The sequence below is a fragment of the Pseudoalteromonas sp. bablab_jr010 genome, assembly GCF_016464105.1.
Lineage (GTDB): Bacteria > Pseudomonadota > Gammaproteobacteria > Enterobacterales > Alteromonadaceae > Pseudoalteromonas > Pseudoalteromonas simplex.
The window spans coordinates 135,781-147,760 of sequence record NZ_JACDWV010000199.1 but is presented as its reverse complement, the minus strand read 5'-3'; the positions used below and the strand labels follow the sequence as shown (position 1 = coordinate 147,760).

At 42.7% G+C, this 11,980-nt stretch carries 9 protein-coding genes; 5 read left to right on the top strand and 4 right to left on the bottom strand.

Annotated features, from left to right (window positions below):
- Positions 1-96: 96 nt before the first annotated feature.
- Positions 97-3,900: a bifunctional proline dehydrogenase/L-glutamate gamma-semialdehyde dehydrogenase PutA gene (putA, locus tag JIG37_RS20385; RefSeq protein WP_138599685.1), complete on the bottom strand. Its 3,804-nt coding sequence runs from the start codon at positions 3,898-3,900 to the stop codon at positions 97-99.
- Positions 3,901-4,066: 166 nt separating this feature from the next.
- On the opposite strand from putA, the gene JIG37_RS20380 reads away from it, so the two are divergent.
- Complete coding sequence (locus JIG37_RS20380; protein WP_054551119.1) at positions 4,067-4,549, top strand: winged helix-turn-helix transcriptional regulator; 483 nt, start codon at positions 4,067-4,069, stop codon at positions 4,547-4,549.
- A 72-nt stretch (positions 4,550-4,621) separates the two neighbouring features.
- Here the strand turns inward: JIG37_RS20380 and JIG37_RS20375 are convergent, their stop codons facing one another.
- Positions 4,622-5,149, bottom strand: coding sequence for a TetR/AcrR family transcriptional regulator (locus JIG37_RS20375; protein ID WP_199530171.1), 528 nt, complete (start codon positions 5,147-5,149; stop codon positions 4,622-4,624).
- 120 nt (positions 5,150-5,269) lie between these two features.
- Between JIG37_RS20375 and JIG37_RS20370 the strand changes: the two genes are divergently transcribed.
- Positions 5,270-5,470: a hypothetical protein gene (locus tag JIG37_RS20370; protein WP_199530170.1), complete on the top strand. Its 201-nt coding sequence runs from the start codon at positions 5,270-5,272 to the stop codon at positions 5,468-5,470.
- 74 nt (positions 5,471-5,544) lie between these two features.
- Here the strand turns inward: JIG37_RS20370 and JIG37_RS20365 are convergent, their stop codons facing one another.
- A complete protein-coding gene (locus JIG37_RS20365) occupies positions 5,545-6,144 on the bottom strand; it encodes a TIGR04211 family SH3 domain-containing protein (protein ID WP_054551122.1) in 600 nt (199 codons plus the stop codon).
- Between the two features lie 213 nt (positions 6,145-6,357).
- Here JIG37_RS20365 and JIG37_RS20360 point away from each other — a divergent pair, with 213 nt between their 5' ends.
- Together JIG37_RS20360 and JIG37_RS20355 are read left to right on the top strand one after the other, a co-directional pair.
- Complete coding sequence (locus JIG37_RS20360) at positions 6,358-7,878, top strand: CYTH and CHAD domain-containing protein (protein WP_054551123.1); 1,521 nt, start codon at positions 6,358-6,360, stop codon at positions 7,876-7,878.
- Between the two features lie 37 nt (positions 7,879-7,915).
- Entirely contained in the window at positions 7,916-8,527 is a 612-nt protein-coding gene (locus JIG37_RS20355; RefSeq protein ID WP_199530169.1) for an START domain-containing protein, read from the top strand.
- A 41-nt stretch (positions 8,528-8,568) separates the two neighbouring features.
- Here the strand turns inward: JIG37_RS20355 and metK are convergent, their stop codons facing one another.
- Positions 8,569-9,720, bottom strand: coding sequence for a methionine adenosyltransferase (gene metK / locus JIG37_RS20350; RefSeq protein ID WP_199530168.1), 1,152 nt, complete (start codon positions 9,718-9,720; stop codon positions 8,569-8,571).
- A 266-nt stretch (positions 9,721-9,986) separates the two neighbouring features.
- Here metK and tkt point away from each other — a divergent pair, with 266 nt between their 5' ends.
- Positions 9,987-11,978, top strand: coding sequence for a transketolase (tkt, locus tag JIG37_RS20345; RefSeq protein WP_199530167.1), 1,992 nt, complete (start codon positions 9,987-9,989; stop codon positions 11,976-11,978).
- Positions 11,979-11,980 lie beyond the last annotated feature (2 nt).

The window sequence follows — 11,980 nt, the reverse complement described above, 5'->3', positions numbered from 1 at the left end:
AGTAAATAATAATAGTAAAAAGGAGGGGTTTTTATGGCTGTAAACAAAAAGCCCTCGACTAGCGAGGGCTTTCTCATTTAGTTATTGCAATACAACTTACTCGTCGTCTTCAACCAAGGTCATTAGTGATGTGTTACCACCTGATGCGGTTGTATCAACGCTGATTGTTTTCTCAGTCAGTAAGCGCTTGATTAGCGTGTCGTAGTACTCAGAGCTGATCACTGGCAGGATTGCACCTTTACGTTGTGCTAGCTGCTGGCTAAAGTAGCCTAAACGTGATGAACGAGCCGCAACAACCGCACCTGCAAGGTGAGGGTGCGCTAAGATAGCTTGTAACTGATTAGGTTTAGCAACTTGGAATACACCTTCAGCGATACCTGTAGAGATAAACTTGTCTCTGAATGCAACCGCTTCGTCAAAGAATAACTCAGAAGCAACCGTGATTACCGTGTTACCAGCAGCAAGTGCTGTGATAACCGAAATTGCCCAGAAGTTAAATGACGTACTCTTATCTGCATAACAAACCACACAACCACGAGGCTCTAAGTGAAGTGTGTTTGACTCACCCGTTGGCCCAGGCAACACAGTGTGCTTACGCATGTGTTTTTCAAGACGGTTAAGTTGCGCACGAGCATCAGCTAGCGTTAATGCTAAGTCATCGGCAAGCTCGTCAATAATTTCTACAGTCGCTACTTTTGCAAGTAATTGACGTACAGCAGAAACTCGGTCGTTTAGTGGTGTCGCACGCCAGATCTTCTCATCGCGTAATGAGTTATCCATTAGCTTAGCAACTTGCTCAGCTGCACCTGAATAGTGGTGAGTATCTAACTCATCAGGTGTTAGGTTTGTCATTTGTACGTTATCTGGTGATGCTTTTTCTTTCACAAGGCGTTGTAGGTAGTTAGGGCCGCCCGCTTTAGGACCAGTACCAGATAAACCACGGCCACCGAAAGGTTGTACGCCAACAATCGCACCGATCATATTACGGTTGATGTAAACGTTTCCTGCACGTGACATTTTCGCTAGGTATTCACAGCGCTCTTCGATACGTGAATGCACACCCATCGTTAAGCCAAAGCCCGTGCCATTGATTTGGTCAATCACGTTATCAAGCTCTGTGCCTTTAAAGCGGATGATATGTACACAAGGACCAAATACTTCGCGCTTAAGTACAGATAAATCTTTGATTTCGTATAAACGAGGCGCAAAGAAGTAAGCACCATTTTCACTGTTATCAGGAATAGCACACTCATAGTGAAGTGTTGCATTACCTTTTAAGTATTCAACGTGGTCACTTAAGTTTTTAAGTGCTTTTTCGTCGATAACTGGGCCGATATCTGTTGAAAGTAATGAAGGGTCGCCAACGTGAAGTTCTTTTAAAGCGCCTTTGATCATCTCAATGATGCCATCGGCAACGTCTTCTTGTAAGAATAATACACGTAGTGCAGAACAGCGTTGACCAGCACTTTGGAAACCTGAACTGATTACATCATCAACAACTTGCTCTGGTAGAGCAGTTGAGTCAACGATCATACAGTTTTGACCACCCGTTTCAGCAATAAGCGGTACTTGAATATCATTACGCGCAGCCAATGTTTGCGAAATAACAGTACCGGTTTCTGTAGAACCTGTGAACATAACTGCTTGAATACGCTCATCAGGAACGATGGTTTTACCTACTTCGCTACCACGAGCAATAACAGGTTGTACAACGTGCTCTGGTAAGCCAACAGATAGCATAAGTTCAATGGTACGAAGTGCAATTAAGCTTGTTTGCTCAGCAGGTTTAGCAATAACTGTGTTACCTGTCACGATTGCCGCAGCAACTTGACCTAGGAAGATTGCAAGTGGGAAGTTCCATGGGCTGATACATAAGATCACACCACGTGCTTCAAAACGCTCGTCTTCAGAAAGTTCCTCTGCGCGTGCAGCGTAGTAGCGGCAGAAATCCACTGCTTCACGAACTTCATCGATACCATCTTGAGTTACTTTACCCGCTTCTTTGATACACAGTGCCACTAACTCATCGTGGTGACGCTCTAAGATATCAGCAACACGGCGTAATAAGTTTGCGCGCTCTTTTACTGGCGTTTGTGACCATGACTCAAATGCTTTTTCTGCATTTTCTAAAAGTGCAGTCATTTCGTCTGAAGATTGTAGCTTCACATGACCAATGATTTCTTTGTGATTCGCAGGGTTCTTCACCGGAAGAGAGCCTTCTGGCACATCGCTTAATTCAATGCGGTGCTCAGCAAACCAGGTATCAAGGTTTTCTTTAAATGGTGTGATTACGTTGATATCAGTTAAGTCCATGCCTTTTGAGTTAGCACGTTCTTCACCGTATAAATCAATAGGCATCTTAATTTGCGTGTTGTACTTGTTACGTAAACCTTGCAGTGTTTCTACAGGGTCAGGTAATAGTGACTCAACAGGCTTAGTGGTATCAACAATCGCATTTACGAATGATGAGTTAGCACCGTTTTCTAATAAACGACGTACTAAGTATGCAAGTAAGTCTTCGTGTTGACCCACTGGTGCGTAAACACGACATTGAATTTTTTCTTGGCTTACGATTTGGTCGAATAACGACTCACCCATACCGTGTAGGCGTTGGAATTCAAAACCTTCGTTATCACCTTTTGCAACTTCTAAGATTGTTGCTGCAGTGTAGGCGTTGTGTGTAGCAAATTGCGGGTACAATACATCACGTGCTTCAAGTAGTTTGATAGCACAGGCTTTGTAAGAAACGTCTGTGGTCGCTTTACGCGTGAATACAGGGTAGTGATCTAAACCATCTTGTTGAGTGGTTTTGATTTCTGTATCCCAGTATGCGCCTTTTACAAGACGAACCATTAGTTTACGACCAACGCGACGAGCTAGCTCTGCAACCCATTCAACCACAAAAATAGCGCGTTTTTGGTATGCTTGAACTGCTAAACCAAAGCCGTTCCAGTTACCTAAATCGTCATCACTGAATACTGCTTCAATAACATCTAAAGAGATATCTAAGCGGTCAGCTTCTTCAGCATCAACAGTAAAGCCGATATCGTAGCTTTTCGCTGCAAGCGCAAGTTCTTTTAACTTAGGTACGATTTCAGCAATAACACGTTCACGATGTGTGAACTCATAGCGTGGGTGAATCGCAGAAATTTTAACTGAGATACCAGGGCTCTTGATTGGACCACGGCCATTTGCCGCTTTACCAATTGCGTGGATAGCTGTCATGTAGCTGTTGAAGTAACGCTCTGCATCTTTCATTGTGCGTGCGCCTTCACCTAGCATATCGTATGAGTATACGTAGCCTTTTTGCTCTTTATCGGCTGCACGTTCAATCGCTTCGTTGATAGTACGACCCATAACGAATTGCTTACCCATGATCTTCATCGCGAAGTTCACAGATTTACGAATAACAGGCTCACCTAAACGACCAATTGTTTTTTTAAGAACACCGAATTGCTGCTCTTTTGACTTGTCGCTGTAGTTAACCATTTTACCGGTTACTAACAGACCCCAAGAAGAGGCGTTTACAAATAAAGAATCGCTGCTACCTAAATGCGAGCTCCAGTCACCTTTAGCAAGTTTGTCACGAATTAGTGACTCTTGCGTTGCTTTATCTGGAACACGTAATAGTGCTTCTGCAAGACACATTAATACAACGCCTTCTTCACTCGAAAGTGAGAATTCATTTAGTAATGCATCTACACCGCTTTGACCATCCTGATCGCGACGGATATTTAAAACCATTTGACGAGCACGTTCCCACGCTCGGCTACGCGCTTTCACGCCTACTTCAGCCAAAGGCAAAATATGATCAATAACCGCATTTTCGTCAATACGGTAGAAATCACGGATCTTTTGTCTAATTGGACATTCAGTTGTCAAATCGCCATTAAATAGCATATGTAACCCTCTGGTATGTGGAGTCTAGAAATGAACTTATTGCATTTCTTACCATTGATATAATTCGTGCATTCTAATTAAAATCCAGCAGAATATGCTGGTTAAATTTTTCGATTTACGATAATTTACAGGGCATACCGTTAACTTAGCCGCATAAAATTCTGTTATGACCAGTCCGAATAGATTACGCATGTTAGATCGCATCGATTTAGCAATTTTAGACGCTCTGCAAAAAAATGGCAGAATATCGAACGTAAACCTCGCAAAACAGGTAAATCTGAGCCCAAGCCCGTGTCTAGATCGTGTAAAACGTTTAGAGCAAGAAGGCTACATCGAAGGCTATTACGCAAAGCTTAGCGAAGCTAAACTTAACCAGAGCTTGTTAGCACATGTACAGGTATCATTGGTGACCTCGAATACATCAGTATTTAAAGTGTTTCGCGAATATATATTGAATATTCCACAAGTGGTTGAATGCGACATGGTCGCTGGTGGCTATGACTACCTATTAAAAGTACGGGTCTCAGATATGGATGAGTATCGCCAAGTACTGGGTGATTTAGTAGATATTCCCGGAGTGGGTACACATCACACCTATATGGTGATCGAAAAAATAAAACAGGACACAGGCCTTAGATTCGATATTTAACGTAAGGAAACCGAGTGGTTTCCTATCTTTCTGTAGCACTGAACGAACGGCGCTACAGTTTATACAACTAACCTAATTGATGTTAATTTTTGATAGTTTTGCTTTGAGTGTTGCCAGCATCGAACCGACAGAACTGTCTTCCTGATTAAGCCCTTCCATGAGCGTCATAAAGTAAATATCAATAATGATATCTGCATCTAAAGCGGTTGCTTCATTGTCATTGATCAGGCGCTTTTTGAATGCTTTAAGCTGCGGTTCAAGCTCGTTCTGTTGCCACATAATTTCTTTAAATAACTCTCGGCTAAACTCCTTTTTTGCAAGGTAAAACTCATAAAGAAAACAAGCGTAATGGTACATTCTATCTGTCGCTGTAGTACTCGAATCTGAGTGTTTAGCGCGGCTTAGAATATCTTCTAGTTCACTCTCAAAACTGTATTTAAGAATCTCAACTTTAGTCGCAAAGTGACTAAATACTGTGCCATTGGCGACATTAGCTGCTCTTGCAATATCTCGTGTGCTGGTCTGGTGGTAGCCGAGCTCTGAAAAAAGCTGCCATGAGGCTGTAAGTATCTGTTGTTTTGTTTGCTCTTTTTTGGTCACTGAACACTCCAATTTTTATGCTATTTAACCAGAAATTAAAAAAAACTCAATCAAAGGTGTTGTAAATTGAGCGCGCTCAATATTAAAATGAGCGCGCTCAATTAAATGGATGGTTGCACTATGAATAAATTAAAACGCTTAATTGGTTATGTATTATTCGTACCTGGTATTTGCTTTTATAGCTTTATCTTAGGCCCTCTGCTTATTGCAGTGCTATTGCCTGGAGGCTTGATATTGTTATTGCTTATCTTAGGTTACAAAGAGGGGCTTTTAGTGTTAAAGCAAGAAGTGTTTAAGACTCTTAGACAAAAATGCTCTTGAGTAAAAAGTGGATAAGTTTAAAAAATAAACCCTGCAAAATGCAGGGTTTATTTTTGTCAAAATGGGGAGGAGGTTTATGCCCAGCCGTCGTAACGTTTACGACGAGATAACACCACGGTTAGGATAATACCAAGTAGTAAGCCGATGAACGCAATTGCGCCGCCATAAGTTAATAACTGACGTTTCTCTTTGGCACTGGCTGTTTGCTTAGCATTACGCTCAGACTCAATAGTACTTTTAAGTGCTTCAATTTGCTTGCTAAGCGCTAGGTTTTGCTCTGTTAGTGATTTGTTCTGCTCTTGTAGTTGTGGTAGTTCAATTTCAGCTTGGCGAAGCTGTTCTTGCATTACCGTCATGTCGTTATTCAGCGCTTGAAACTGTTGTTGAATACCTGCATTTTCAGTAACAAATTTTGACTCTACCCAACCTTCACGATCTTTATCATCACGAATTTTAAAGTAGCCATTATCTTCACCCGACAATAACACTATTTGTGTGCCTGCATCGACTGAACCTAAAATGCGGTAGTTTTTGCTTGGACCTGAGTGCATAAAGGTGTACAGGTTATCGACTATGTAGGCGGTGTTTTGGCTGTCGCTGCTTGGTGCTTCTTCTGCGTAGCTAATAAAAGAGGTGGCCGCAAGGAGCAACCCAAAAATACACTGTTTTAACATCAATCTACCTTGTTAATGTGATCTTGCCTAGAAGTGGCTAAATTTATAATTTCTTTATGTATAGAGATAGTAGGGATTTCAACTATTAATAGCAAGGCTGATATTGTAATCCGTGCGTGGGCTTAACCGCAAAAAACAGGAAAAAATTTGCATTAACAGTCTGCTTTGTTTATTTTGATCACTTATTTATTTTAAATGTACTCCGCAAAGCGAATGGATACTGAGATAGAACTGAAGTTTTTGGTGTCAGATGCCGTTGTTCCACTGATCCCCGCATTAATTACCCAATTTGCAAAAACCGTTACCAATAAACCGTCACGCAATTTACAAAATGCTTATTACGATACGCCAAGCCGAGAATTACGCGCTTTAGATATTGGCCTTCGTACTCGCTGTTGTGATGGTGAGTGTGAGCAAACCATCAAGCTTGCTGGCGAAGTGGTGGGCGGCTTACATCAGCGCCCTGAATACAATTTGCCACTGTCAGGTAATCGCCCTGATTTACTTGCATTTGATGCTGCTATTTGGCCGCATGGTATGCAAGTGCCTGCCATCGCAGAAAACCTATACCCAATTTTTAGCACTAACTTTATACGCCGTACTTGGTTACTCGAAACCGAAAATGGCGCAAAAATTGAAGTGGTATTAGATAAAGGTGAAGTGGCTGCATCGGGCCAAGTTGAGCCAATCTCTGAACTTGAAATCGAACTGATTGAAGGTAGTCGCAATGAGTTGTTTGCTTTGGCAGATAAACTGGTAAGTGAAAGCCATGTTCGCTTAGGGCTTTATTCTAAAGCTGCTCGAGGTTATCGTCTTGCAGATGACAAACCATTAAAAGCAAGTAAATCAATTGGCTTTGTGCCACTAAAACGTGGTGCAACCCAAGAACAAGCCTTAGTAGAAAGCATTAACTACGCGATTCGCTTTGTACAAAAACATGAAGCCTGCTACTTCATAAAACCAAGCTTAAAAACCCTTAAGCGTGTCACCGACGGTATTCGTTTGATTCGCCATACATTTTGGCTGTTTGACGATATTGTTAGTAAAGACGATACCGACTCATTACGTACAGAATTAAAGTGGTTATTAAGCGAATTAGCATGGGTTGAAAATGCTATTCAGCTAAAAACCTACACATCTAAGCGCCACGCGTACTACAAAAAAATCAACAGTGCGCCTGAGCTCACTCAAGTTATTAATGACTTAAAAGAGTTGCAGCCAAGCATTGAAGATATCGAAAAACTTTTCCATAGCACCCGATACAATCGCTTATTATTACAATTAACAACATGGTTGATTGAAAAACAATGGCGTAAGTCATGGGGGCAAACTGAGTTTCAAGCTGCTGAAAAACCTGTTGCCGATATTGCTAAGCGTTTATTTGCTAAAGATTGGCACGATATGCACGAACTTATTCCTGAGCAGCAAGTGTTTACAGATAAAGACTATTTGGCACTGCGCACCCGCCTTGAAAACTCATTACTCAGCGGCAACTGCTTAGGCGCTTTGTTCGATAAAGAAGATCGAAACGAGTTTCGTATGCCGTGGGTTGATATCTCTCATGGTATTTATGAGTTAAGCACCCTTGAGTACTTAAAGCAGTTATGTGCAGGGCAAGACGACTTAGAGCTAACAAAAATTCAATCATGGCTTGATCAAAAGTCAGAGTTTTTGGTCAGTGCAATGGAGCAAAGTCGCCACGCGTCATTTAATACAGACCCTTATTGGTTTTAAATAAATGCGCTTGTGCCTATGGATAGGGTTAGCATGTTTGAGTCTCTCGGCAGTGGCTAACCCTATTGAATGGCAAACCTACAAACAGCAAGACGATATAAAGGTTAGCTATAAAAAGCACGAAACTGGCATTATAGAAATTAATGCTTCTGTGCTGGTAAAAAATGCTAAGGCCAGTGACTTTATGGCGCTGTTAAGTGATACCGACAACGCGCCTAATTGGCTCGAAAATGTTAAAAGCGTGACTTTAATGGAGCGCTTAAGCCCCTCAGAAACCCTTGTTTACACTCACTTTAACTCGCCTTGGCCGGTGTTAGATCGCGATTTGGTGAGTTACTCTTGTTATCATGCCTTAGGTGAACATAAAACAGAGCTAAAAATTATCAGTCAGCCATACGCTAAAGCAGAAGTCTCTGGGGTTGTGCGTATTAAAGAGCTCAGGGCTTATTGGCGTTTAGAAGAGCAGCAAAGTCATTTATTGGTAAGCCATCAGGCCTATGCTGATCCGGGTGGCTCAATCCCGCATTGGTTGAGCAATAAGGTATCGCTAAAGAGCGTTTATAAAACGCTACAAGCACTGACAGAGCAATTAACCAATAATCAGTTCTCGCGAGATAACTTAATAAGTCAGTTAGGTTCGTGTTCATAAAAAAAGCGCCAAAAGGCGCTTTTTTCATTTTATCTAACCTATTACAGGCCAGCAGCTGCGCGAAGTGCGTCTGCTTTGTCTGCACGCTCCCAAGGGAACTCATCACGACCGAAGTGACCATAAGCCGCAGTCGGTTGATAGATAGGACGCTCAAGATCAAGCATTTGGATTAAGCCGTAAGGACGTAGGTCGAAGTGCTCACGTACTAATTCGATTAGACGCGCTTCTTCTAATTTACCTGTACCAAATGTCTCGATGCTGATAGATGTTGGCTCTGCAACACCGATAGCGTAAGAAACTTGTAGCTCACATTTGTCAGCAAGGCCTGCAGCAACCACGTTTTTAGCAACGTAACGAGCAGCATATGCCGCTGAACGGTCAACTTTTGATGGATCTTTACCTGAGAAAGCACCACCACCGTGACGAGCCATACCACCGTATGTATCAACGATGATTTTACGACCTGTAAGACCACAGTCACCCATTGGGCCACCGATTACGAAACGGCCAGTTGGGTTGATGAAGAACTTAGTCGCGCTTGAGATTAGCTCAGCAGGAAGAACTGGCTTAATGATCGTTTCCATTACCGCTTCAACTAAGTCGTTTTGTGAGATTGAATCACAGTGTTGAGTTGAAAGAACAACGGCATCAATACCAACAGGCTTGCCATTTTCGTATGCAAACGTTACTTGAGATTTTGCATCTGGGCGTAACCAGTTAAGCTCACCGCTTTTACGAACTTCAGCTTGGCGCTGAACTAGACGATGTGAATAAGTGATTGGTGCAGGCATTAAAACGTCAGTTTCATTACATGCGTAACCGAACATTAGACCTTGGTCACCAGCACCTTGCTCTTCAGGGCGAGCACGGTCAACACCTTGGTTGATGTCTGGAGATTGTTTACCGATAGTGTTTAGGATCGCACAAGAGTCAGCATCGAAACCCATGTCTGAGTGCGTGTAACCGATTTCACGTACTGTTTTACGTGTGATTTCTTCGATATCAACCCAAGCGCTAGTTGTGATTTCACCACCAACCATCACCATGCCAGTTTTAACGTAAGTCTCACATGCAACACGGGCATGAGAATCTTGCTCTAAGATAGCATCTAGAACCGCGTCAGAGATTTGGTCCGCGATTTTATCCGGATGACCTTCAGAAACAGATTCAGAAGTAAATAAATGTTTTGCCATTGTATTTCTGCTCACAAATATTGCGCTTCACAAACGTCGGTAATAGCGCTAAAAAATTAAGGGGCGTATTTTATCTAAAACAAATATGTTTGCATAGTAATTTTACGCCTAGACGTCCATTTAAAATTAGTAATAACGTATTGTTCTTAACAAACGCCCATAAATGGTGCATTTAATGCGGATTTTTAATTGCACTGTACCCTTACAATAAGTAAGAATGGGGCTTCATAAACAACCAGCGCAAATACATAAAGGTAGGAGAATTCATGCCATCACGCAAAGAACTTGCAAATGCTATTCGCGTCTTATCAATGGACGCAGTACAACAGGCCAAATCTGGTCACCCTGGCGCCCCTATGGGCATGGCAGATATCGCAGAAGTACTATGGCGCGATTATCTAAAGCACAATCCAACGAATCCAGAGTGGGCAGACCGAGATCGATTTATTCTTTCGAATGGCCACGGTTCAATGCTGATCTATTCTCTACTGCACTTAAGTGGCTATGACTTACCACTAGAGGAAATTAAAAACTTCCGTCAAATGCACTCAAAAACACCGGGTCACCCAGAGTATGGATATGCACCAGGTATTGAGACTACTACGGGTCCATTAGGTCAAGGGATCACAAATGCAGTGGGCATGGCAATTGCCGAAAAAGCGCTAGCTGCACAGTTTAACCGTGAAGGCCACGATATTGTTGATCACTTCACGTATGCATTCATGGGTGATGGCTGTTTAATGGAAGGTATTTCACACGAAGCCTGTTCATTAGCCGGTACATTAGGCCTAGGTAAACTAGTTGCGTTTTGGGATGACAACGGCATCTCAATTGATGGTGAAGTAGAAGGTTGGTTCAGCGATGACACACCAGCGCGCTTCAAAGCATACGGCTGGCACGTAGTTAGCGATGTTGATGGTCATAACCCTGATGCAATTCGCGCCGCTATCGAAGAAGCGCGTAGCATTACTGATAAGCCATCATTAATCTGTTGTAAAACAGTGATTGGTTATGGTTCACCTAATAAATCAGGTAGCCATGATTGTCACGGTGCACCACTAGGTGAAGACGAAATTAAAGCATCTCGTGAGTTCCTTGGTTGGACTGGCGATGCATTCGAAATCCCAGCTGATATCTATAGCGAGTGGGATGGCAAAGAAAAAGGTAAGCAACTAGAAGCAAGCTGGGACGAAAAATTTGCAGCTTATGAAAGTGCATACCCTGAACTTGCTGCTGAGTTTAAGCGCCGTACAAACGGTGAGCTACCGGCAGATTGGGCTGAAAAGTCACAAGCTTACATCGAAGAGCTACAAGCAAACCCTGCAAACCCTGCAACACGTAAAGCATCACAAAATGCATTAAACGCGTTTGGTCCGTTACTACCAGAATTCATGGGTGGCTCTGCTGACCTTGCTGGTTCTAACTTAACACTTTGGGATGGCTCAAAAGGCCTAGAAGCAAACGATGCAAACGGTAACTACATTTTCTACGGCGTACGTGAATTTGGTATGTCAGCGATTATGAATGGTATTGCACTGCATAAAGGCTTTATTCCTTACGGTGCTACATTCTTAATGTTCATGGAATACGCACGTAACGCAGTACGTATGGCGGCACTAATGAAGCAACCAAGTATCTTCGTATACACGCACGATTCAATTGGTTTAGGTGAAGATGGTCCAACGCACCAACCGGTAGAGCAGATCGCAAGCATGCGTTTAACGCCTAACCTAGTGAACTGGCGTCCATGTGACCAAGTTGAGTCAGCGATTGCATGGCAACAAGCTATTGAGCGTAAAGATGGCCCAACGTCACTCATTTTCACTCGTCAAGGCCTTGAGCAACAAACGCGTACTGCACAACAGTTAGCCGATGTGAAAAAAGGTGGTTACGTACTTAGCTGTGACGGTGAGCCAGAGCTTATCCTTATTGCAACAGGTTCTGAAGTACAGCTTGCACAAGATGCCGCTGCAGAACTTCGTTCACAAGGTAAAAAAGTACGCGTGGTATCTATGCCTTCAACTGATTTATTTGATGAGCAAGACGCCGCGTATAAAGAAAGCGTACTACCAGCAAGCGTTACACGCCGCGTAGCAATCGAAGCGGGCATCGCAGACTACTGGTACAAATACGTAGGTCTAAATGGTGCAGTAGTTGGTATGACGACATTCGGTGAGTCAGCACCTGCAGGCGAGCTATTCAAGCACTTTGGTTTCACTGTTGAAAACATCGTAAACAAAGCAAACGCTTTGTTCTAAGC

Bases quoted from the DNA above. Each gene is read 5' to 3' on its own strand.
- JIG37_RS20380 (WP_054551119.1), top strand. From the start codon at position 4,067: ATGACCAGTCCGAATAGATTACGCATGTTAGATCGCATCGATTTAGCA.
- JIG37_RS20370 (WP_199530170.1), top strand. From the start codon at position 5,270: ATGAATAAATTAAAACGCTTAATTGGTTATGTATTATTCGTACCTGGT.
- metK (WP_199530168.1), bottom strand. From the start codon at position 9,720: ATGGCAAAACATTTATTTACTTCTGAATCTGTTTCTGAAGGTCATCCG.
- tkt (WP_199530167.1), top strand. From the start codon at position 9,987: ATGCCATCACGCAAAGAACTTGCAAATGCTATTCGCGTCTTATCAATG.
- JIG37_RS20365 (WP_054551122.1), bottom strand. From the start codon at position 6,144: ATGTTAAAACAGTGTATTTTTGGGTTGCTCCTTGCGGCCACCTCTTTT.
- putA (WP_138599685.1), bottom strand. From the start codon at position 3,900: ATGCTATTTAATGGCGATTTGACAACTGAATGTCCAATTAGACAAAAG.
- JIG37_RS20360 (WP_054551123.1), top strand. From the start codon at position 6,358: ATGGATACTGAGATAGAACTGAAGTTTTTGGTGTCAGATGCCGTTGTT.